The sequence below is a fragment of the Cellulosimicrobium funkei genome (assembly GCF_001019615.1).
GTDB lineage: Bacteria > Actinomycetota > Actinomycetes > Actinomycetales > Cellulomonadaceae > Cellulosimicrobium > Cellulosimicrobium cellulans_E.
The window spans coordinates 15,202-35,823 of sequence record NZ_JNBQ01000001.1; the positions used below are offsets into that span (position 1 = coordinate 15,202).

The 20,622-nt window shown below is 73.9% G+C and carries 20 protein-coding genes and 1 riboswitch; of the genes, 8 read left to right on the top strand and 12 right to left on the bottom strand.

Annotation, left to right across the window (positions count from 1 at the left end):
- Window positions 1-4 precede the first annotated feature (4 nt).
- The 5 genes from FB00_RS00070 to FB00_RS00090 all read right to left on the bottom strand — a co-directional run bounded on the left by FB00_RS00070 (window position 5) and on the right by FB00_RS00090 (window position 2,039).
- Window positions 5-433: a (deoxy)nucleoside triphosphate pyrophosphohydrolase gene (locus FB00_RS00070; RefSeq protein ID WP_047230849.1), complete on the bottom strand. Its 429-nt coding sequence runs from the start codon at window positions 431-433 to the stop codon at window positions 5-7.
- Window positions 434-513: 80 nt separating this feature from the next.
- Window positions 514-768, bottom strand: coding sequence for a helix-turn-helix domain-containing protein (locus FB00_RS00075; protein ID WP_082140876.1), 255 nt, complete (start codon window positions 766-768; stop codon window positions 514-516).
- Between the two features lie 170 nt (window positions 769-938).
- Entirely contained in the window at window positions 939-1,223 is a 285-nt protein-coding gene (locus FB00_RS00080; RefSeq protein WP_047230850.1) for a hypothetical protein, read from the bottom strand.
- A 109-nt stretch (window positions 1,224-1,332) separates the two neighbouring features.
- Window positions 1,333-1,686, bottom strand: coding sequence for an Hpt domain-containing protein (locus FB00_RS00085; protein ID WP_047230851.1), 354 nt, complete (start codon window positions 1,684-1,686; stop codon window positions 1,333-1,335).
- Window positions 1,674-2,039 carry a response regulator gene (locus tag FB00_RS00090; protein ID WP_231581640.1) on the bottom strand — a complete coding sequence of 122 codons (366 nt, stop codon included), beginning with the start codon at window positions 2,037-2,039 and terminating at the stop codon, window positions 1,674-1,676. Before FB00_RS00090 ends, FB00_RS00085 begins: the two co-directional genes overlap by 13 nt.
- A 100-nt stretch (window positions 2,040-2,139) precedes the next feature.
- Between FB00_RS00090 and FB00_RS20770 the strand changes: the two genes are divergently transcribed.
- Genes FB00_RS20770 through FB00_RS00105 form a run of 3 tightly spaced genes read left to right on the top strand, consistent with a single transcriptional unit; the run spans window position 2,140 to window position 6,085 of the window.
- Entirely contained in the window at window positions 2,140-5,049 is a 2,910-nt protein-coding gene (locus FB00_RS20770; RefSeq protein WP_052877316.1) for a response regulator, read from the top strand.
- Complete coding sequence (locus FB00_RS00100; RefSeq protein ID WP_231581641.1) at window positions 5,046-5,522, top strand: pyruvoyl-dependent arginine decarboxylase; 477 nt, start codon at window positions 5,046-5,048, stop codon at window positions 5,520-5,522. Before FB00_RS20770 ends, FB00_RS00100 begins: the two co-directional genes overlap by 4 nt.
- Window positions 5,519-6,085 (top strand): hypothetical protein, encoded by a 567-nt coding sequence (locus FB00_RS00105; protein ID WP_047230854.1) that lies wholly within the window; start codon window positions 5,519-5,521, stop codon window positions 6,083-6,085. The genes FB00_RS00100 and FB00_RS00105 overlap by 4 nt, the downstream gene beginning before the upstream one ends.
- A gap of 53 nt (window positions 6,086-6,138) precedes the next feature.
- Here the strand turns inward: FB00_RS00105 and gcvH are convergent, their stop codons facing one another.
- Genes gcvH through gcvP form a run of 3 tightly spaced genes read right to left on the bottom strand, consistent with a single transcriptional unit; the run spans window position 6,139 to window position 10,873 of the window.
- Complete coding sequence (gcvH, locus tag FB00_RS00110) at window positions 6,139-6,516, bottom strand: glycine cleavage system protein GcvH (protein ID WP_047230855.1); 378 nt, start codon at window positions 6,514-6,516, stop codon at window positions 6,139-6,141.
- A 38-nt stretch (window positions 6,517-6,554) separates the two neighbouring features.
- A complete protein-coding gene (gene gcvT, locus FB00_RS00115) occupies window positions 6,555-7,811 on the bottom strand; it encodes a glycine cleavage system aminomethyltransferase GcvT (RefSeq protein WP_082140805.1) in 1,257 nt (418 codons plus the stop codon).
- Window positions 7,808-10,873 carry an aminomethyl-transferring glycine dehydrogenase gene (gene gcvP / locus FB00_RS00120; protein ID WP_082140806.1) on the bottom strand — a complete coding sequence of 1,022 codons (3,066 nt, stop codon included), beginning with the start codon at window positions 10,871-10,873 and terminating at the stop codon, window positions 7,808-7,810. The genes gcvT and gcvP overlap by 4 nt, the downstream gene beginning before the upstream one ends.
- Window positions 10,874-11,004: 131 nt before the next feature.
- A riboswitch (glycine riboswitch) is annotated at window positions 11,005-11,111 on the bottom strand.
- 168 nt (window positions 11,112-11,279) lie between these two features.
- Here gcvP and FB00_RS00125 point away from each other — a divergent pair.
- From FB00_RS00125 to FB00_RS00135, 3 genes are read left to right on the top strand one after another with little or no spacing between them, the layout of a single operon-like run.
- A complete protein-coding gene (locus tag FB00_RS00125) occupies window positions 11,280-13,241 on the top strand; it encodes an ABC transporter ATP-binding protein (RefSeq protein WP_197088701.1) in 1,962 nt (653 codons plus the stop codon).
- Window positions 13,238-15,055 (top strand): ABC transporter ATP-binding protein, encoded by a 1,818-nt coding sequence (locus tag FB00_RS00130; protein WP_047230857.1) that lies wholly within the window; start codon window positions 13,238-13,240, stop codon window positions 15,053-15,055. Before FB00_RS00125 ends, FB00_RS00130 begins: the two co-directional genes overlap by 4 nt.
- Before the next feature lie 41 nt (window positions 15,056-15,096).
- The gene (locus FB00_RS00135) at window positions 15,097-15,462 is read left to right on the top strand and encodes an SdpI family protein (RefSeq protein WP_197088702.1); all 366 of its coding nucleotides are present in this window, start codon (window positions 15,097-15,099) and stop codon (window positions 15,460-15,462) included.
- 27 nt (window positions 15,463-15,489) lie between these two features.
- Here the strand turns inward: FB00_RS00135 and FB00_RS00140 are convergent, their stop codons facing one another.
- Both FB00_RS00140 and FB00_RS00145 read right to left on the bottom strand, forming a co-directional pair.
- On the bottom strand, window positions 15,490-16,353 hold the full coding sequence (locus tag FB00_RS00140) for a formate/nitrite transporter family protein (RefSeq protein WP_047230858.1): 864 nt from the start codon (window positions 16,351-16,353) through the stop codon (window positions 15,490-15,492).
- Between the two features lie 122 nt (window positions 16,354-16,475).
- The gene (locus FB00_RS00145) at window positions 16,476-17,936 is read right to left on the bottom strand and encodes a lactate/malate family dehydrogenase (RefSeq protein ID WP_047230859.1); all 1,461 of its coding nucleotides are present in this window, start codon (window positions 17,934-17,936) and stop codon (window positions 16,476-16,478) included.
- An 88-nt stretch (window positions 17,937-18,024) separates the two neighbouring features.
- Between FB00_RS00145 and FB00_RS00150 the strand changes: the two genes are divergently transcribed.
- The gene (locus FB00_RS00150) at window positions 18,025-18,591 is read left to right on the top strand and encodes a pyridoxamine 5'-phosphate oxidase family protein (RefSeq protein ID WP_047230860.1); all 567 of its coding nucleotides are present in this window, start codon (window positions 18,025-18,027) and stop codon (window positions 18,589-18,591) included.
- Between the two features lie 54 nt (window positions 18,592-18,645).
- Here the strand turns inward: FB00_RS00150 and FB00_RS00155 are convergent, their stop codons facing one another.
- The gene (locus FB00_RS00155; protein ID WP_047230861.1) at window positions 18,646-19,563 is read right to left on the bottom strand and encodes a LysR family transcriptional regulator; all 918 of its coding nucleotides are present in this window, start codon (window positions 19,561-19,563) and stop codon (window positions 18,646-18,648) included.
- A gap of 216 nt (window positions 19,564-19,779) precedes the next feature.
- Between FB00_RS00155 and FB00_RS22215 the strand changes: the two genes are divergently transcribed.
- On the top strand, window positions 19,780-20,166 hold the full coding sequence (locus FB00_RS22215; RefSeq protein WP_052877318.1) for a CBU_0592 family membrane protein: 387 nt from the start codon (window positions 19,780-19,782) through the stop codon (window positions 20,164-20,166).
- On the opposite strand, the gene FB00_RS00165 is transcribed toward FB00_RS22215, so the two are convergent.
- A complete protein-coding gene (locus FB00_RS00165) occupies window positions 20,167-20,595 on the bottom strand; it encodes a DUF1761 domain-containing protein (protein WP_047230862.1) in 429 nt (142 codons plus the stop codon).
- Between the last annotated feature and the right edge of the window lie 27 nt (window positions 20,596-20,622).

The following is a 20,622-nucleotide window of genomic DNA, read 5'->3' on the forward strand; positions in this document are numbered from 1 at the left end:
CGCGTCAGACCGCCTCGGCCGCCACCTGGCGCGCGAGCGCTTCGACGATCCGCACGTCGGCGTCGAGCCACGGCACGGTCAGCCAGCTCCCGGCGTCGAGCCACGTCAGCTCGTCGTGCTCCACGAGGGGCTGCGGCTCCCCCGCGGTGATGCGAGCGAACCACAGGCGCATGACGTGCCGGTCCGTGATGATCCACGTCCCGTGGTCGGGCCCCACGAGCTCCTCACCGAGCTCGACGGCGACCCCCAGCTCCTCGCGCAGCTCGCGGTGCAGCGCCTCCGTGGGCGTCTCTCCGGGGTCGACCTTGCCCCCGGGGAACTCCCACCGACCTGCGAGGTGCGACGGTCGTGACCGGCGCGCGCTGAGCAGGAGCCGCGGAGCGACGAGATCGTCGACGATCGCCGCGGCCACCACCAGTCTGCGCAGAGTCATACGCGGAGTGTCGCACGGCCTCGTGTCGTGCGGGTGACGCGGTCACGCCCACGGTCCGGCGGGACCGTCGACCCCGTCGGTCAGCGCAGGCCGGCCGCCCGCGCCCAGGCCACGGCCTCGGCGCGCGTCGAGACCCCGAGCTTGCGGTAGAGGCTCCGGACCTGCGACTTGACCGTGTTGCGCGTGACGAAGAGCTTGGTGGCGATCTGCTCGAGCGTGACGTCCTCAGACAGGTTCGACAGGACGACCCGCTCGCGGCGGGTCAGCGGGGCGATCGGCGTGGCGATCAGCTCCGACGGGGCCGCCATGGGGCGGACCAGCTCGATGGTGCTCATGTTCTCCTCCAGGTGCTCTCCGGTCACGTCATCCCCACGTGGCGAGTTCCGGTGTGGTGCTACATGAAGGGATGGGGCAGGAGTCGATTCATGACGCGACTTCTCGCGACGAATTTCAGGACGTCGGTCCCGAGCGGGGCAGATCGCCCGATCGCGCGTGTTTGCCCAGGTCAGGAGGCGTGCGCGTAGGAGAGGAGCAGAAGGGCGACCGCCGTGAAGTCCTCCGCGGACCCCACCGGGCGCACCACGACGCTCACGCTCATCTGCTCGACGGTGGGAACCATGCCTTGGGCGAGGTCCTCCTGCAGCGTGCGCTCGACCGCGTCGCTCAGGGCGGCCATGGCCGCGTCGACGGAGTTCTGCGGCCCCGACGAGAGATAGGTCGGCGTCGGCACGCGCGGGCCGCGGTGCTCGCGAGAGAACGTGCGGTCGGGTGCCGTCACGGTGTCGATCATGGGATTACCCCCTGACTGTCCGGGGGGACCGTCCCCTCCGTACGAACCACGGTGGAGGGCCGCCCTTGAGGGAATCGCACGGCCTCCGCAGGAGAACCTCAGGATTTGCTCAAGACCCGGGGTCGCGGACGTCGCCCACGCCCGTGGTCAGCGCGCGCAGGCGGTGCAGGGACGGGCCGACGGCGCGATGCTCGCCCGCGCGCAACGCCGTCTCGAGGGCGCGCGCGGCGGCGGTCGTCCGGTCGTCCCCGAAGGTCCCCGCGGAACCGGCGACCGCGTGGCAGAGGGATGCGGCCTCGAGCACCGCCTCGGGCGTCGGCGGGCCCGCGGCCCCGCTCCGCAGGAGTCGGGTCACGTTCTCCACCCGCTCGGCGTTCCGGGCGCGCGCACGCTCCCGGAGCACGCGCAGCACACCGTCGAGACGGTCCTCCTCTCCCCCGGACGCCGCCGTCACGACGACCACCCGAGGAGAGCAGCCAGCCGAGGGGCGAGGTCGAGCGCGTCGAACGGCTTGGTGATGACCCCGGCCGCGCCCAGCCCGTCGAGACGGGAGATCTCGCCCGCCCCGACCTTGGCCGTGAGGAACACGACCGGCACGTCGCGCAGCGCCGGACGCATCCGCAGCCGTGCGAGGACGGTCGGCCCGTCGACCACCGGCATCATGACGTCGAGCACGATGGCGTCCGGCAGGACCCGCTCGGCGATTTCCGCGCCGCTGTCACCGTCCTCGGCGACGTGGACCTCGTACCCGCCGACCGCGTGGAGCGCGAGCTCCACCACCTCGCGGATCGACGGGTCGTCGTCGATCACGACCACCCGCCGCCTGCTTGCCCCTGCCGCCTCCATCATCACGACGCTAGCGGACAAGCGCTCGCCAGGCAGCGCGCGCGCCACGGAGGTCCCCTACGCTCGACGCATGGAGGCACAGCGGGGGGACGCCGAGCGCGTGCACGACCCGTTCGTCCTCTGGTGCTGGGCGGTCGGCGCGCTGCTCGTCCTGCTCGTCGTCCTGCTGGCGAGCCCCCTCGACGAGTCGACCCGGCGCGGCATCTCGCAGGTCTCCATCGTCGTGGCCGGCGCGACCGCCGCCGCGAGCTGCGGCTGGCGGGCCGCACGCTCGACAGGACGTCGGCGGCGGGCGTGGAGCCTCCTGTCCATCGGTGGCGCGATCGGCCTCGTGGGGAACCTCTACGCGGGGCTGGTCGCCGACCCCACCACGGGCGACGTCGCGTACATCACGGCACTGCTCCTGGGCGTCGTCGGCCTGGCCTTCTTCCCGACCGTGCGCCCGCGCGGCAAGGAGATCGGCCGGATGCTGCTCGACAGCGTCGTCGTGGGCGGGTCCGTCCTGTACATCGCCCTGTACGCCGTGACGATCGGCCCGGACGCCGGGTCCGGCTCTGGCTCCGCGGCCGTGACCGCCTACCTGCTGCCGGTGGTGGACGCCCTGCTCGCGACGTTCGCCGTCCTCGTCATGACCCGGTCGAGCGCGTCCGAGCGGGTGCCCCTCGTGCTCGTCGGGAGCGGCTTCGTGCTCTACGCCGTGGCCGACGTCGCGTTCGCCCTGCTCTCCGCCGACGGGACCTTCACGTTCGGCAGCCCGATCGACATCGGCTGGGTCGGCGGGTACCTGATGATCGCTCTCGCCGCGCGGCACCGGACCGCCTCCGGGAGCCCCGTCGCGGACCAGCCCGCCGAGGGGTCGGCGGTGCTCGGCACGACCGTGACGTTCTGCCTGTTCCTCGCCGCGGCGCTCGTCCGCGTGGCCCAGTCGTCGACGGGCGTCTCGTGGGCGCCCAACGCCCTCTGGGTCGTCGTGCTGGTCGCGGTCGTCGCACGCCAGGTGCTCGTGGTCGCGGACAACGAGTCGCTGCTGCACGGTCTGGAGCGCCGGGTCGAGGAGCGGACCTCCCAGCTGCGCGCCCTGGCGAGCGAGCGCGCCCGCACGCTCGAGTCCGTCGCCGACGGCATCTACGGCGTCGACCCCGACGGCCGGGTCACGTTCGTCAATCCCGCCGCCTCCCGGACGCTCGGCGCCAGCCAGGAGGCCCTCATCGGGCAGGGCGCGCACGCGCTCTTCCACGCGCCGGACGCGGACGGCAACGCCTACCCCGCGGAGTCCTGCTACGTCACCGAGGCCGTGCGCGACGGCGTCACCACGGTCGCGGAGCAGGACGTCTACCTCCGGGGGGACGGGTCGGAGGTCGCCGTCGAGGTCACGGCGAGCCCGCTCAAGGACGACGGCCGCACGCTCGGAGCGGTGGTCGTCTTCCGAGACATCACGGACCGCCGGGAGGTCGAGCGACTCAAGGACGAGTTCGTCTCCGTGGTGAGCCACGAGCTGCGGACACCGCTGACCTCCATCCGCGGTGCTCTGGGCCTGCTCGACAGCGGGACGCTCGGCCCCCTGCCCGAGCGGTCCGCACGCATGGTCCACGTCGCGCGCCTGAGCAGCGAGCGGCTCAACCGGCTCGTGGACGACATCCTCGACATCGAGCGCATGGACTCCGGGACGACGCCCCTCGAACGCGCCGACCACCGCGTCGAGGACCTCGTCACGACGGCCGCGGAGCAGGTCGGGCTGCTGGCGCGCGAGGCGGGGGTCGAGATCGTGCAGAAGCGCACCGACCAGGTCGTGAGCGTCGACGGCGACCGCATCGTGCAGATGCTCACGAACCTGCTGAGCAACGCCGTGAAGTTCTCGCCTCGCGGGACGACCGTCCGCGTGTCCGCCCGGGGCGCGGGCGACCTCGTCGAGCTCCAGGTCGAGGACGAGGGCCGCGGCATCCCGCCCGACAAGCTCGAGGCGGTCTTCGGCCGGTTCGAGCAGGTCGACGCGTCCGACTCGCGCGAGCGGGGCGGGAGCGGCCTGGGCCTCGCGATCTCGCGGAGCATCGTCGAGCGCCACGGTGGACGGCTCTGGGCCGAGAGCAGCGGGGAGGGAACGGGCTCGACCCTCCGTGCGACGCTCCCGCCGGCCACGCCGCAGGCGGACCACCCGCCGCGCGTCGTCGTGGTGGACGACGACCTGTACGTCGTCGACGTCCTCCGGTCGGTCCTCGAGTCGCGGGGGTACGACGTCGTCGGGGTGACCGACAGCGCGCAGGCGTTCGCCGCCATCGAGGCCGCCCGGCCCGCCGCTGTGGTGCTCGACCTCGCCATGCCAGGTCGCGACGGGCACAGCGTGCTCGACCGGGTCCGCCGTACTGCCGCGACGGCCAACGTGCCCGTCGTCATCGTCTCCGGGTCGCAGCCCTCGAAAGCGGTCACGACCGCCTCGCTCGCCGACCGGTGGCTCGTCAAGCCGGTCGACCCCGCCGAGCTCGAGCGCACCGTCCGGGAGGTCATCAGCCTGCGCCCGCACCACGAGCACGTCCTCGTGGTCGAGGACGACCCGGACCTCGGGGAGGTGCTGCGCACCCTCCTGCAGGGCGCCGGGCTCGTCGTGACCCTCGCGCGGAGCGTCCGGGAGGCCCAGGACGTGCTCGCCACGCCGGAGGAGCCGGCGCTCCTCGTCCTCGACCTCGCGCTCCCCGACGGCGCCGGCCGCGAGGTCGTCGCGGCGCTCCGGCGGGACGGACGCCTGAGCCGCGTCCCCCTGGTGGTGTACAGCGGGGCGCGGCTCGACGCGCGCCAGCGTGCGGGGCTCCGGCTGGGAGATACGGTCTTCCTGCGCAAGGGGAGCACCTCCCCCGAGAAGCTGCTGGAACCCGTGCTCGAGCTGCTGGACACGGCCGCGGGCCGGACGAGCACCGAGCCAGGACGACCAGGCGAGAGCCTGAGGACGGAGGACGAATGGCGCCCCGGGGCCCCACCATCTACGTGAGCCACGGCACGGGCACCGGGAGGACCGATCTCTCGGCCTTCGACGCCGCGCTCGCGGACGCCGGTGTCGGCGACTTCAACCTCGTCCGGCTGAGCTCGGTCGTCCCGCCCGGGTCCCAGGTCGTCGAGGTGGACCGGCTCGAGCAGGGGTACGGCGACCACGGAGACCTCCTCTACTGCGTCTACGCCGAGGCGCACGCCGTCATGCCGGGCCACGAGGCGTGGGCCGGCGTGGCCTGGTCGCTCCGGGACGACGGGAGCGGCGCCGGGCTCTTCGTCGAGCACGAGGCGCCGTCGCACGAGCAGCTCGAGCTCGACCTCACGCTCAGCCTCGAGGACCTCTCCGCGACGCGCGGGCACCGCTTCAGCCCGGCGGGACGACGAGTCACGGGCGTGCGGTGCGAGACCTTGCCGGTGTGCGCCGTGGTCGTCGCGGCCTACCGGCGTCAGGGCTGGGACGGAGCGGAACGGTGACCGGCGGCGCGACGGCTGCCGGGCGCGCCGCGGTCACCTTCGAGACGGCCGTGGACGGCGACCTCGCCGACCGGTTCTGGGAGCTCTACCTCGAGGCGTTCGAGCCGCTGCGGACGCGCGCGGCCGCCCGGCACGTGCTGCACCGCGAGGAGTTCGACGAGGAGATGAGCGACCCGCGGGTCCTCAAGCTCCTCGCCCATGACCACGACGGGACCGCGGTCGGGCTCACCACCCTGGCGACCGACCTCGCGGCCGTACCCTGGGTGAGCCCCGAGTTCTTCGCTGCGCGGTACCCCGAGCACGCCGCGCGGGGCGCCGTCTGGTACATCGGCTTCACGCTCGCCCACCCGGGTCGCCGCGCCAGCCGGACGTTCATGGACATGATCGACGCGCTCGTCGAGCACCTCGCCGCGCACCACGTCGTGTGCGCGTACGACGTCTCGCGGTTCAACGACGACTCGCTCCGCTTCGCGGAGAACCTGCGCCGTCATCTCGAGCGGACGCAGGACGTCCGGGTCGAGACGGTCGACCAGCAGACCTACTACGCCACGACGTTCCACTGATCCTCGCGGCGCAGGCTCGTGCCGGGGCGGTCCTCACCGCCCCGGCACGGGCGTCAGCTCCCGACGTGCGCCGCGTACTGGTCCGGGGTGAGCAGGTCGCCGGTCTCCACGACGTCGACCTTGAACAGCCACCCGTCGGTGTACGGGTCGGAGTTGACGACCGCCGGGTCGTCGATCGCGGCCTGGTTCACCTCGACGACGGTGCCCGTGACGGGCGAGAAGAGCTCCGACACGGACTTGGTGGACTCCACCTCGCCGATGACGCTGCCCGCGGTCACCTCGGAGCCCACCTCCGGCAGCTCCAGGTAGACGATGTCACCGAGCGCCTCGGCAGCGGTCGCCGTGATGCCGACGACGGCCGGGTTCGAGCCGTCGATCCACTCGTGCTCCGCCGTGTACTGCAGGTGGTCCGGGAACTGGGCCTCGGTCATGGGGTTCTCCTTCGAGCTCTCTGGGACGGCTGGGCGGGTCAGGACTGCTGGGGACGACGGTAGAACGGGAGCGGCACGACCACCACGGGCTCCGCGCGGCCGCGCACGTCGACCGCGAGCTCGGTGCCCTCCGCCGAGAGCTCCGGCGTCACGTACGCGAGCGCGATCGGGTGGCCCAGCGTCGGCGAGGGCGACCCCGAGGTCACGGTGCCCACCCGGCGCGCGGACTCCCCCACCGCTCCCCCGGGCTCGGCGTCGGTGAGCACGACGGCGTAGCCCGCCCGAGCGGGACGGCGCCCCAGGCCCTTCAGGCCGACGAGCACGCGCGCGGGCGCGGACGCCCGGCGCGCCGCGAGCGCGGCCCGACCGACGAACTCGAGCGGCGTGCCGTCGTCGGCGACCTTGTCGAGCTTCACCACGCGACCGAGTCCTGCCTCGTACGGCGTGGTCGTCGTGTCGAGCTCGTGCCCGTACAGCGGCATGCCCGCCTCCAGGCGCAGCGAGTCGCGCGCGGACAGGCCCGCGGGGACGAGGCCCAGCGGCGCGCCGGCCGCGAGCACCGTGCGCCACAGGTCCGCGGCACGGTCCGCGGGCACGAACAGCTCGAAGCCGTCCTCCCCCGTGTACCCGGTCCGCGCGACGAGCGCGTCGACCTGTCCTGCGTCGGTCCGCAGGGCCAAGGGTGCGGCGGCGTAGTACTTGAGGTCACGCACCGTCTGCGCCGCGGCGGCGTCGCCCGGGTCGGTCAAGCCCGCGACGATCTCCTCCGCACGGGGACCCTGCACGGCGACGAGGGCCGTGTCCGCACCCTGGTCCGTGACGGTGGCGTCGAAGCCGACGGCGCGGGCCACGAGCTCGCGCGCGACGAGGTCCGCGTTCCCCGCGTTCGCGACGACGAGGAACCGCTCCGTACCCAGCCGGTACACGACGAGGTCGTCCAGGACGGCACCGTCCTCCTGGCAGATCATCGTGTAGCGCGCTCGGCCCGGCGCGACGGCGGTGAGGTTGCCGACGAGCGCGTGGTCCAGCGCGGCCGCCGCCTGCGGGCCGGCGACCTCGATCTCCCCCATGTGGGAGAGGTCGAACAGGCCGGCCGCCTCGCGGACGGCGCGGTGCTCCGCGAGGTCGGACGTGTACCGCAGCGGCATGAGCCACCCGCCGAAGCTCGTGAGGTTCGCACCCAGCGCGACGTGCTCGTCGTGCAGCGGGCTGTGCCTGTCGGTCGGCCTGTCGGTCGGCCTGTCGGCCGGCTGGTCGCCGGGCAGGTCGATCGGGTCGGTCGGCTGGTCGGTCATGCGAGCTCTCCCGTCACGTAGGACTCCACAGGGGGGCACGAGCAGACCAGGTTGCGGTCGCCCCGCGCACCGTCGATGCGGCGCACCGGCGGCCAGTACTTCCCGGCGCGCAGGCTCGCGACCGGGTACGCCGCGAGCTCGCGCGAGTACGGCTTGTCCCACGTCTCCGCGACGAGCGCCGCCGCCGTGTGCGGGGCGCCGCGCAGCGGCGACTCCTCCACGCTCCAGCGGCCCGAGGAGACGGCGTCGATCTCGCCGCGGATCGCGACGAGCGCGTCGACGAACCGGTCGAACTCGGCGAGGTCCTCGCTCTCGGTCGGCTCGACCATGAGCGTGCCCGCGACCGGGAACGACAGCGTCGGCGCGTGGAACCCGTAGTCCATGAGCCGCTTCGCGACGTCCTCCGCCGTCACGCCGGTCTCCGCCGTGATCGGTCGCAGGTCGAGGATGCACTCGTGCGCGACCAGGCCGTTCGGCCCGGTGTAGAGCACCGGGTAGTGGTCGGCGAGGCGGCTCGCGACGTAGTTCGCCGTGAGGACCGCGGTCTTCGTGGCCTCGGTGAGCCCGTCCGGACCCATGAGGGCGACGTACGCGTACGAGATCGGCAGGATCCCGGCCGACCCGTACCGCGTCGCCGAGACGGGCGTCGCGGTGGACGCGCCCGGCGCGAGCGGGTCCCCGGGCAGGAACGGGACGAGGTGCTCGGCGACCGCCACCGGGCCGACGCCAGGTCCTCCCCCGCCGTGCGGGATGCAGAACGTCTTGTGCAGGTTCAGGTGCGAGACGTCGCCGCCGAACTCGCCCGGGCGCGCGAGGCCGACGAGCGCGTTGAGGTTCGCCCCGTCGATGTACACCTGACCACCCGCCTCGTGTACGAGGTCGCAGACCTCGCGCACGTGCTCCTCGTAGACGCCGTGCGTCGAGGGGTACGTGATCATGATCGCCGCGACGCGGGGCCCGTGGTCGGCGAGCTTTGCCCGCAGGTCTCCGAGGTCGACCTCGCCGCTCTCCGCGGTCTTCACCACGTCGACCTTCAGACCCGCCAGCGCCGCCGACGCCGCGTTCGTCCCGTGCGCCGACGCCGGGATGAGGCACACGTCGCGCTCGGTGTCACCGCGCGACACGTGGTAGTCGCGGATCGCCAGCAGGCCCGCGAACTCGCCCTGCGACCCCGCGTTCGGCTGCACCGAGACCCCCGCGTAGCCCGTGATCTCCGCGAGCGCGGACTCCAGGCCGCCGATGAGCTCTGCGTAGCCGAGCGCCTGGTCGGCAGGCACGAACGGGTGGAGGTCCGCGAACTCCGGCCAGGAGATCGCCTCCATCTCCGCCGTCGCGTTGAGCTTCATGGTGCACGAGCCCAGCGGGATCATCGTGCGGTCCAGGGCGAGGTCCTTGTCCGAGAGCCGGCGGAGGTAGCGCAGCATGGACGTCTCGGAGCGGTGCAGGTGGAAGATCGGGTGCTGGAGGTACGGCGTCGCGCGTCGTGCCCACGACGGGAGCTCGCGGTCGGTTCCGGCGGGGGAGACGGCCTCGCCGTTCGCCTCGCCACCGTTCGTGACCAGGCCTCTACCTCGCGAGGTAGAGACCTGGTCCGACGAGGTAGAGGACTGGTCCGTGAGGCCGAAGGCCCGAAGCACCGTGGCGAGAGTCGCGGAGGTGGTGGTCTCGTCGCAGGCGATCTGTACATGGTCCGCGTCCGGGTTGTACAGGTTCACGCCCGCGGCCGCCGCGGCAGCGACGACCGCGTCCGCGCGGCCGGGGACGCGGGTGCGGACGGTGTCGAAGAAGGTGTCGTGCTCGACGGTGACGCCGCCCGCACGCAGGGCGTCCGCGAGGCTGGTGGCGTGCGCGTGCGTGCGCTCGGCGATCGCGCGCAGGCCGTCAGGACCGTGGTAGACGGCGTACATCGAGGCCACGATGGCGAGGAGCGCCTGCGCGGTGCAGATGTTGCTCGTCGCCTTCTCGCGGCGGATGTGCTGCTCGCGCGTCTGGAGCGCGAGGCGGTAGGCGGTGTCGCCGTCGGCGTCGATCGAGACGCCCACGAGGCGGCCGGGGAGCGAGCGCTCCAGACCCTTGCGCACGGCCATGAAGGCCGCGTGCGGGCCGCCGTAGAACAGCGGGACGCCGAACCGCTGGGCCGAGCCCACGGACACGTCGGCGCCGAGCTCGCCGGGGGAGACCAGCAGCGTCAGGGCCAGCAGGTCGCTCGCGACGGTGACGAGCGCGCCCGCGGCCTTGGCCTCCGCGACCACGGGACGCCAGTCCACGACGCGTCCCGACGCCCCGGACTGCTGGACGACGACGCCCACGAGCTGCGCGTCGTCGTCCACCCCGGCGGGGAAGGCCCCCGCCGCGCGGGCCGCGGCGAGGCCGGCGTCCAGGCCACCCGACAGGTCCGCGACCACGACGGGCAGGCCGACGGCGTGCGCGCGACCGAGCGTCACCGCGAGCGTCTGGGGGAAGAGGTCGGCGTCGAGCGCGACGTAGCCGCTCTTCGCGCGCGACGCCCGCCACATGAGCGCGACGGCCTCGGTGACCGCGGTGGCCTCGTCGAGGAGCGACGCGTTCGCGACGTCCAGGCCCGTGAGGTCCTCGACCACCTGCTGGAAGTTGAGGAGCGCCTCCAGACGACCCTGCGAGATCTCCGGCTGGTACGGCGTGTACGCGGTGTACCAGGCGGGGGACTCGAGGACGTTGCGGCGGATCACCGGGGGAGTGACGGTGCCGTAGTAGCCCAGCCCGATCATCTGCGTCTTGACGACGTTCTTGCCGGCCAGCGCGCGCAGGTGCTCCAGCACCTCGGTCTCGGTGCGCGCCGCGGGCAGGTCGAGCGGACGCTCGGAGCGGATCGACGCCGGGACGGCCGCGTCGACGAGCGCGTCGAGCGAGGCGAAGCCGAGCTGGTCGAGCATCACCCCGACCTCGCGCCCGCGCGGGCCGAGGTGGCGCGGCGCGAACGCGCCGGTCGCAGCGGTGTGCCGTGAGCTGGGGTCGAAGGACGGCTGGGTCACGAGGGACTCCCGGTGGAGGGGACGACGGCGGGTCCCTCCCCGCTCTGTCATCGGACGCACGCGTCGACCTGAGAGTTTTGCCGGTCCGCCGTGCCACGAGGGCCGGGGCGCGCCGACTTGCACCGTCGGTGGGCCGAGGCCGCCGGGGGTCCGACGGGCGCACGGCCGCTTTCCAGAGTTGCCTCACCTCGACGGTACGGGGGCCTGAGAGATTCCCGGGGAGGGTTTGCTCCTTCGGCGCCGGCGCCGGTCCGCTGGACCGGGTACCGAGCTCTCCCGTCGTGGTTCGGGCGGCAGTACTGCGTTTGTGGGCTCGATCATACCGGTCGCGACGTCGCGCGCGCCGAGGCGTGCGCTCCGCCGTCGTCTCACGTCGCAGGTAATAACTACGGACCCCGAACGATCCGCGCTAGCGTCACGGCGGACGAAGCGACGACGCGACGTGGGTGGGGGAGTCATGACGACCGAAGGTGCGGCCTCGATGCCGCCGCTGGGGGAGCGGGTCCGACGCTGGACGACCATGTGGGGGCTGCTGGCGCACGCGGGCGTCCCCCTCGTGGCGGTGGGCCTCGCGCTGAGCGTCCTCCTCGCCCTCCTGCCGCTCGTGTCCGTCGTCGCCCTGGGGCGCGTGCTCTTCCTCCTCCCGAGCATGACCGACGGCGCGGCGAGCGCCGGGTGGAGCGACCTGCTCGCGGTGCTCGGCGTCGCGGTCGGGGCGCTCGTCGTGCAGCAGCTCCTCGCGCCGTTCCAGACCGGGATCGTCGAGACGATCGGGCGTCGGGTCGACCAGCGCTGCATCGACCGTCTCCTCGGCGCAGCGCTGTCCGACGCCCCGCTCGCGCTCCTCGACGACGCCGAGGTGCTGGACGTCGTCGCCGACGCCCGCGCGGCGTTCGCCCGGCAGAACATGAGCCCCGGCGACGCGGCCGGGGCGCTCGTCCCGCTGGTCGGCCGGTACGTGCAGCTCGTCGGCGCGGCCGTGCTCGTCGGTGTCGTCGTCTCGCCCCTCGCGGGTGCCGTGATCCTCGCGACGGCGCTCGTCATGCGCGCCGGGGTGCGGGGCACGTTCAGCAAGCTCACCCCGATCTGGAAGACCCTCCACCCCCAGCGGCGCCGGATGTACTACCTGCGAGAGCTCGCGACGACGCCGGGGATCACCAAGGAGGTGCGCCTCCTCGGCGTGCTCGGGTGGCTGCGCGAGCGCCTGCGCCGGGAGACGATGGCCTACCTCGAGCCGCAGTGGACGGTGAACCGTCGGCTCCAGCTCTGGCCGTTCGTGGGCTTCTCGGCGATCGGCCTGGTCGGCGGCACGATCGTCCTGGTCCTGGTCGCGCTCGACGACACGCTCGACCTCTTCGCGCTCGGCGTCGCGATCCAGGCGGTGCTCATCCCCCTGCGGTTCGGGGTGTACTTCCCCGAGTGCGACGTGCGCACGCAGTTCGGCCTGCTCTCGTTCGAGGCGCTCGAGCGGTTCGAGCAGCGACTGCGGTCCGCCACGCCCGAGGCAACCCGGGAGGGCGGCGACGCCCCCGTCCCGCACGGCGTGATCCGCTTCGAGGACGTGTGGTTCCGGTATGCCGACGACGGCCCGTGGGTCCTGAAGGGCCTCGACCTCGAGCTCGTCCCGGGCACGTCGACGGCGATCGTCGGGCTCAACGGCGCCGGCAAGACGACGACCACCAAGCTCCTCGCGCGCCTGTACGAGCCGACGCGGGGGCGCATCACGGTCGACGGCGTGGACGTGCGCGACCTCCCGCTCGAGGCGTGGCGGCGCCGCCTCGCCCTGATCTTCCAGGACTACCTCCGCCTCGAGCTCTCCGTCACCGACAACGTCGGCCTCGGCGCGTCCGAGCTGCGCGACGACGCCGCCCGGCTGCGCGAGGCGATCTCTGCCGCGGGGGCGGACGGCGTCGTGGACGGCCTCGCCGACGGCCTCGACACGGTGCTCTCGGGCGGGTACGCGGGTGGCCGTGACCTGTCGGGCGGCCAGTGGCAGCGCATCGCCCTCGCGCGCGCCCTGCTCGCCGTCTCGGGCGGAGCGGACGTCCTCGTCCTCGACGAGCCCACGGCGCAGCTCGACGTCCGCGCCGAGGCCGAGTTCTTCGAGCGCTTCCTCGCCCGCGGCGCCGTCGCGACGGTGGCGCGCGAGCACGCGGTGACGTCCGTCGTCATCTCGCACCGGTTCTCGACGGTCCGCCCGGCGGACCAGATCGTCGTCGTCGCGGAAGGGCGAGTCGTCGAGCAGGGCACCCACGACGAGCTGCTCGCCGCGGACGGCCGCTACGCCGAGCTCTTCGTCCTCCAGGCCCGCCGGTTCCGCAGCGACTCGCCCGACGACCCGGACCCCGACCCGCACCTCGACCCGGACCCCGACGCGGCCAGCCCCGAGACGGCCCTGACCTCCGGAGGTACCCGATGAAGCGCGTCGCGCTCGCCGCCCGGTTCATGCTCGCCCTCGCCTGGCGGACGGACCGGCGTCGCCTGCTCGTCGCGGTCGTGCTCCTGACGATCGGGTTCCTCGCGGGCCCCCTGGTCGGCGTCGGGCTGGGGCTCTTCACCGACGCGCTGGTCGACCAGGACGTCGCGCGCGCCGTCGGGCTCGCGTGCGCGGTCGCGGCCCTCGTCATCGCCGAGCTCATGCTGGGCCACTTCGCCCACCTGTCGTACTTCGAGGTCGCGGACCTCCAGCAGCTCCACCTGCTGGACGAGGTCGCCCAGCTCACGCACGGCTCGGCGGACCTCGCCGAGCTCGACGACCCGGACCGCGTCCGCCTCCTCACCGCGGTGACGGAGGGCCTGCAACGGGTCCGGCTGGCCCTCGAGGGCACGCTCCAGCTCGGCGGCATGGTGCTCCAGGTCCTGGTCACCACGGTCATCCTCGGTCTCGTCGAGCCGTGGCTGCTCCTGCTGCCCCTCGCGGCCCTGCCGCCCGTCTGGCTCGCCGACCGCGCGCAGCGGGTGCTCGACGCGGCGCGCGACGTCACCGCCGACGACGTGCGCCTCTCCCGGCACCTCGTCACCGCGGGGACGACGGGCTCGTCGGCCAAGGAGATCCGGCTCTTCGGCGCACGTCACCTCGTCGGGGACCGGCAGCGCGCGGCGTGGGACCGCACGACGGCGGTCCTGTGGAGCGCGCACCGCCGCTCCGCGCTGCTGCGCGCGGCGGGCCAGGTGTGGTTCGCGCTCGCCTACGGGGCCGCGGTCCTCCTCGTGCTCCGCAGCGCCGCGTCCGGCACGGCGGCCATCGGCCAAGTCGTGCTCGTCGTCACGCTCGCCATCCAGGTCAGCACCCAGGTCGCGGGCGCGCTCTCGCTGTTCGGCAACCTCCAGGACGCCGGGCGGACGGTCGAGAAGCTCCTTGAGCTGCGCGCGACGGCGACGCTCCCCGGGCGCGCCACCATCCCGGGGGGCGCGCCGGCCGAGGTCGCGCCCGCCGTCGGGCAGCTCCCCGCTCGCCTCGAGCAGGGCGTGCGCGTCCAGGACCTCACGTTCACCTACCCCGGAGCGGACCGACCCGTCCTCGACGGCGTCACGCTCGACCTGCCCGCCGGAGCCACCGTCGCGCTCGTGGGAGAGAACGGCGCCGGGAAGTCCACCCTGGTCAAGCTGCTGTGCGGGCTGTACCGGCCGACGTCGGGCCGCATCCTCGCGGACGGCGTCGACCTCGCGGACGTGGCGCCCGCCGCGTGGCAGTCGCGCGTCGCGACGCTGTTCCAGGACTTCGCGCGCCTCGAGCTCTCGCTGCGCGAGGACGTCGGGATCGGGCGCGTGGACGCGCTCCACGACGACGAGGTCCTGTGGGCCGCGCTCGACGAGGCCCGCGCCCGCCCGGTCGTCGAGCGATCGCCGGACGGCCTCGACCAGATCCTCGGCACGGGCTACGCCGACGGCGCCCAGCTCTCGGGCGGGCAGTGGCAGACGCTCGGGCTGGCCCGCACGCTCCTGCGCGCCGACCCCCTCCTGCTCGCGCTCGACGAGCCCGCGTCCGCACTCGACGCGATCGCCGAGCACGCGCTGTTCGAGCGGTTCACCGAGACGGCACGGCGGACCGGCACGACCTCCGGCGGCGTCACGCTGTTCGTCTCGCACCGCTTCTCGACCGTGCGCGACGCCGACCTCATCGTCGTGCTCGACGGCGGCGCCGTCGCCGAGCTCGGCACCCACGAGGAGCTCGCCGCCGCGGGCGGGTCGTACGCCGAGATGTACGCGCTCCAGGCCCGCGCCTACCGGTAGGCGCGCGCCGGCACCTCGGCGGTCGTGACAGGGTGGGTGCCGTGAACGCCGACACCTGGGCCGACGTCGTGCTCCTGCTCGTGCTCGCGGGGGCGGGTCTCCTGCTCGTCTGGTGCGCCCGGGCGACGGCCGACGGACGCGTCGGCCGCAACCAGGTCGCCGGGATCCGCACCGCGACGACGCTCGCGAGCGACGAGGCGTGGCGGACCGCCCACCGTGCGGCCCGGCCGCTGAGCGAGGCCGCGGGCTGGGTGCTCGTCGCCGCCGCCCCGGTGCTGTTCCTCGTCGACGACGACGCGGGCCTCGTCGTCGTCCTCGTCGCGGCGGGACTGACGCTCACCCTCACGGTCGGCGGGCTCGTCGTCGGGACCCGCGCCGTGCGGCGCGAGGCCGACCGCAGCCTCTGACGCTCGCTCAGGTCGGGCGGGATCGCGTCAGGCGGGCTCGGAGACCAGCTCGCGCTCCGCCGTCGGGCCGGGCTGCGGCTCCTGGACCCCACGGCGCGCCGCCGGGCGGCCGTAGGTGAGGTAGAGCGGGAGGCCGGTGAGGAGCAGGCCGCCGACGAGGTTGCCGAGCACGGTGGGGATCTCGTTCCAGACGAGGTAGTCCATGATCGTGAACTCGCCCCCGAGCAGCAGCCCGGACGGGAACAGGAACATGTTGACGATCGAGTGCTCGAACGCCATGAAGAAGAAGAGCATCACGGGCATCCACATCGCGATGGCCTTGCCGGGCACGTCCTTCGCGATCATCGCGCCGACGACGCCCATGGACACCATCCAGTTGCACAGCATGCCGCGCACGAACAGCGTGAGCATGCCCGACGCCCCGTGCTCCGCGTACCCGACCGTGCGGCCCTCGCCGATGTGCCCGATCGCCTGACCGACCTCGTTGGGCGGGGTGTCGAACCCGTAGGTGACGACGATCGCCATCATCACCGCGACGGCGAACGCGCCGAGGAAGTTCCCCACGAACACGAGGCCCCAGTTGCGCAGGACGCCGCGCACCGTGACGCCGGGTCGCTTGTCGAGCCAGGCCAGCGGGCCCAGGACGAACATGCCGGTGAGCAGGTCGTACCCGAGCAGGTACAGCAGGATGAACCCGACCGGGAAGAGGACGGCGCCGAGGATCGCGTGGCCCGTCGTGACCGTCACCGTCACCGCGAACGCGGCGGCGATCGCGAGGATCGCGCCGCCCATCGTCGAGCGCACGAGCGTGTCGCGCGTGGACAGCAGGACCTTGTTGGCGCCGGCGTCGATGATCGTCGGGACGAGCTCGGCAGGCTTGACGTAGGACATGGGCGGGCTCCGGTCTCTGAGGCGACGTCGCGGCAGGGGAGCGCCCGACGGCGCGTCCCACGCTAGGAACCCGCGGTTTCGACCGCGTTCCCGCCGGGGAGCGACCTCGTTACCGGGGTCGCTCAGCGCGCGGCGCCGCCCTGTGAGAACTCGGTGCCCGGCGCGGGCTCGACCGCGACGGAACGGACCGTCGCGAGACGCCGGACCGCGCGCTCGAGGGCCCGCGTGCGGCGCGGCGTCGCGCGGAAGGTCACGACGATCCGGCCGGCCCGGCCGTCGTCGTCCACCGGCTCCGTCGCGAGCGAGTCGAAGCTGACCCCGCGCGTCGAGAACACCCCCGTGAGCGCCGTGAGCGTGCCGGGCTGGTCGAGGCCGTGCACGGTCGCGACCCACGCGGCCTCCGCCCCGGCCCGGCCCGACGGCGCCCGGTCGCCCGTCGGGGCCTGGTCGCCCGCGCTCCCGCGCGGTTCCTCGCCCGCTGCGTCGTCGCGCGCCGTGCTCGCCGCGACCATGCGCCCGACGCCGTCCGCCGCGTGCGCGAGGCGGCGCGCCTCGTCGTCGGGCAGGTCGTCGAGGAGCACGCGCGTCCACCCGCCCGGGCCGAGGACCACGGGGACGCCGAGCACGCCGCGGTGCGGGGCGCCGTCGGGCCCCGAGAGCTTCCCGTCGAGCCGTCCGTCGAGCTCGCCGTCGAGGGCCACCTGCCCCGCGACGACGATCTCGCGCCCGTCGAGGATCACCTCGAGCAGGTCCACCGTCGCGCTGGCCGTCCCGGCGGGCGTCTTGGCGCCCGACTGGTGCGTCATCCAGGGCCGCGTGACCAGGCGCAGGTCCGCCGGCCACGTGTCGATGAGGTCGAACGCCGCGCCCATGTCGTCGGCGGCGACGCGCGCGAGCTCGTCCTTCGCGGCCGCGATCTCGGCGGGCAGCGCGTCGAGCGTGCGGCCTCTCCGCAGCGCCGCGACGGCCCGTGCGCGCTCGTCGGCGTCGAGCCCGCTCACCCGGACCGTCGACCACAGCGGCACGGCGTCCTCGCCGTGCTGGCCCCCGACGAACCCGCCGACGCGGTGCCGCCGCACGCCCAGCTCGACCGCGAGCTCGCGCCGGAACCGCAACGTGTCGAGCCACGCGCCCATCCCGAGCACGCGGTGCCGCCCCAGACGCTCCGCCATGACGGCGACACCGAGCTCCACGGGGTTGGTCACCACGACGACCACCTCGTGCCCCGACCCGTGGCGCGCGATGGCGTCGGCGTACTCCGCGAGCACGGCGCCGTTCGTGGCGGCGAGGACCCGGCGGTCGGGATCGGCTCCGGTCCGGGCCGGGGGCGTCAGGCCCGCGGCGACGACGATCACGTCCGCCGTGACGTCCTCGGGGGAGTGCGCGACGTCGAGGAGCGGCGCGTGCTCGTCGTACGCGTCGACGAGGTCGGCGCGCAGCCCGTGCACCGCCCGGCCCGACGCCCCGCCGGCACGGCCCACGAGCTGGAGGCGCGCCGTCGGCGGGAGCACCCGCCGCTCGACGATCTGCGTGCACACCTGCCGGCCGACGTCTCCCGTCGCCCCCACCACCGCTACGTCCACCCCGGCAGGCTACGTCCCGACCGATGAGTCCGGGCGCCCCGGCGCGTCGTGACAGGTGAGGACGCACCGGGACGAGAGGAGCAGGACGATGACGACCGCCGACCCGACGGTGAAGAACCTCGACGGCTACGGCACGCCGCCGATCGAGTGGGCGCGCGTGCACGACACGCTGTTCGGTCGGCTCCCGCAGGAGCCCGGCGCGGGCGGCCCGAACCGGCACACGACGTGGCTCGCCACGACGGACCCTGACGGGAAGCCGCACGTGGTGCCGTTCGGCGCGCTCGTGCTCGACGAGGAGATCTTCCTGTGCTCCGGCGAGGGCACGCGCAAGAACCGCAACCTGCACCGCGACCCCCGGTGCACGCTCACGGTCGCGACGGAGCCGTTCGACCTCACCGTCGAGGGGCGGGCCGAGCGCGTCACGGACCCCGACACCCTGGAACGTGCGGCGGCAGGCTTCCGCGCCGACGGGTGGCCCGCGACCGTCGACGGCGACGCCCTCACCGCGGAGTTCAGCGCGCCGTCGGCCGGGCCGCCGCCCTGGGCCGTCTACCGCCTGGTCCCCGAGCGGGTCTTCGCGTTCGGCACCGCGGAGCCCTACGGCGCGACCCGCTTCGACCTCCCGCCGAGGCAGAGGCCAGGTCACGCGAGGTAGAGGCCCGGTCGCGCGAGGTAGAGGCCTGGTCGTGACCACGGCTCTCCCTCGGCGTCAGGCGAAGGCGATCTCTGCCGCGGCGGCGACCATCTCGTCGAGCACCGCGGAGACGACGGGCCGCGGCTCGTGGCGGGTGGCGCGGTGGCGCGCGACGAGGCGACGTGACCCGAGGCCGGGCAGGCCGACGACCGTGACGCCGTCGGGCACCTCGTCCGACGCGCCGCCCTCGACCGCGAGCGCCGGGAGCATCGCGACGCCGAGCCCGGCAGCGACGAGAGACAGCGCGACGTCGAAGTCGTAGTAGTTGTGCCGCGTGCGCACGGTCCCGCCGAGACCGCGGGACAGACGGCGCAGGGCGCGCGCCGCGGCGGTGCCGGGCTCGGGTCCGAGCCAGACGACGTCGCGCACGTCGTCGAGGCGGGTCGGGGTGGGCATGCTCGCCGGGACCACGAGCCGCCACGGCTCGTCGAGCAGCACGATCTCGCGCGTCCCGCGCGGCGCGGGGGAGTCGGCCTCGTAGTCGCGCTCCAGGAGCACGACGTCGAGCTCGCCCGCGCGCAGGAGGCGCAGCGCCTCGGTGGGCTCGCGCTCCTGCACGTCGAGCTCGATGCCCGGCGCCGTCTCCGCCAGTCGCCCGGCGACGGGCGCGACGACGGCGCGGATCGCCGTCTGGAACGACCCCACGGCGACGCGGCCGCTGACCTCGTCGCCCAGCGCCGCGAGCGCCTTGCGCGCCTCGACGAGCTCGGTCTCGATGCGCTCGGCGGTCTCGGCGAGCACGCGCCCGGCCGGTGTGAGGGTCACCCCGCGCGGGCCGCGGTCGAGCACGGCGACGCCCTCCTCCGCCTCGAGCCGCTGGATCTGCTGGGAGACCGCGGACGGGGTGACGTGCAGGAGATCTGCTGCCGCGAGAATGCCCCCGCCACGGTGCACGGCAAGGAGGAAGCCAAGTCTGCGTGGGTCGGTCGCCATGTAGAGATGCTAAACGGCCGGTGCAGAATCCTTCGATTGTGCTGAAGCCCCGGAGGCCTCACACTTGTCGTGGCGCCGGTCGGTTACCTCCTCCTCCTTACGGGTCGGCGCCCGAGCTTCCGCACCACCCGCGCCACCAGCCACCGGCCCGGAGCGCACAGCCACCGCAGCGTCGCGGTACCCCCCTCCACCCCTCTTCGTCACCGGAGTACCGCTGTGCCCGTCACCCTCGACGCGTTCGTCATGTTCCTCGGCTGGATCGGCGCCGCCGCCGGCGTCGTCGCCTACGCGATGGTCAGCCGCGGCCGCTGGGCCGCGTCGTCCGCCCCGTTCCAGCTCACCAACCTCACCGCCGCCGGCCTCATGGGCATGGTCGCCGCCGCGAACGGGGTGTGGCCGTCGGTGGCCGCCAACATCGTGTGGATCCTCATCGGCGTGCAGGCGATCGTCGTGATCGTCCGCGCGCGGGCGCGCCGCCGCGCGACCGTCGTCGACGAGGCGACCCCGGCTGCGGTCGTCCCGGGGGCCGCCACGACCGTCGTCGCCGACCCGGTCCTGCCCGACGGCGACCCCTCGCCGCGCGAGGTCGGGCTCGCCGCCTGACTACACCCCGGCGGGCGTGATCAGCCCGATCAGCAGGCCCATCACGAGCACGGTGACCAGCTCGTGCGCGGCGTTGAGGACCGTGAGCCCCGCCGGCCGGCCCTCGAACGCGTCGTGCGTGACGAACCGCGCGGCGGTGAACCCCGCCCACAGCACGAGGGCGGTCAGCAGGGCGTTGCCGAGGTAGCCGCCGCCGTAGAAGGACCACGCGAGGTACGTCGCGCCCGCGAGCACCCACGCCGTGACGAAGCTGACCACGACCGTGACGACGATCGGCACGACGGCGTCCCGGCCCTCGCCGGACAGGTCGACCTTCGCGACGCGCATCCAGTAGGTGCCGAACACCTTCGGCGTGTACCAGACGGAGCCCACGACCATGCTCGACACCGTCGCGGCCAGCACCGCCCAGTAGTTGATCTCCGGAACCATCGGACCGCTCCCTCGCGTCGACGCCGT

What these genes read in the sequence shown, in the direction of transcription:
- FB00_RS20770 (WP_052877316.1), top strand. Translation starts at nt 2,140, where the DNA reads ATGGAGGCACAGCGGGGGGACGCCGAGCGCGTGCACGACCCGTTCGTC.
- FB00_RS00140 (WP_047230858.1), bottom strand. Translation starts at nt 16,353, where the DNA reads ATGTCCTACGTCAAGCCTGCCGAGCTCGTCCCGACGATCATCGACGCC.
- FB00_RS00165 (WP_047230862.1), bottom strand. Translation starts at nt 20,595, where the DNA reads ATGGTTCCGGAGATCAACTACTGGGCGGTGCTGGCCGCGACGGTGTCG.
- gcvH (WP_047230855.1), bottom strand. Translation starts at nt 6,516, where the DNA reads ATGACCGAGGCCCAGTTCCCGGACCACCTGCAGTACACGGCGGAGCAC.
- gcvP (WP_082140806.1), bottom strand. Translation starts at nt 10,873, where the DNA reads ATGACAGAGCGGGGAGGGACCCGCCGTCGTCCCCTCCACCGGGAGTCC.
- FB00_RS00150 (WP_047230860.1), top strand. Translation starts at nt 18,025, where the DNA reads ATGACGACCGCCGACCCGACGGTGAAGAACCTCGACGGCTACGGCACG.
- FB00_RS00125 (WP_197088701.1), top strand. Translation starts at nt 11,280, where the DNA reads ATGACGACCGAAGGTGCGGCCTCGATGCCGCCGCTGGGGGAGCGGGTC.
- FB00_RS00155 (WP_047230861.1), bottom strand. Translation starts at nt 19,563, where the DNA reads ATGGCGACCGACCCACGCAGACTTGGCTTCCTCCTTGCCGTGCACCGT.
- FB00_RS00075 (WP_082140876.1), bottom strand. Translation starts at nt 768, where the DNA reads ATGAGCACCATCGAGCTGGTCCGCCCCATGGCGGCCCCGTCGGAGCTG.
- FB00_RS00070 (WP_047230849.1), bottom strand. Translation starts at nt 433, where the DNA reads ATGACTCTGCGCAGACTGGTGGTGGCCGCGGCGATCGTCGACGATCTC.
- FB00_RS00130 (WP_047230857.1), top strand. Translation starts at nt 13,238, where the DNA reads ATGAAGCGCGTCGCGCTCGCCGCCCGGTTCATGCTCGCCCTCGCCTGG.
- gcvT (WP_082140805.1), bottom strand. Translation starts at nt 7,811, where the DNA reads ATGACCGACCAGCCGACCGACCCGATCGACCTGCCCGGCGACCAGCCG.
- FB00_RS00080 (WP_047230850.1), bottom strand. Translation starts at nt 1,223, where the DNA reads ATGATCGACACCGTGACGGCACCCGACCGCACGTTCTCTCGCGAGCAC.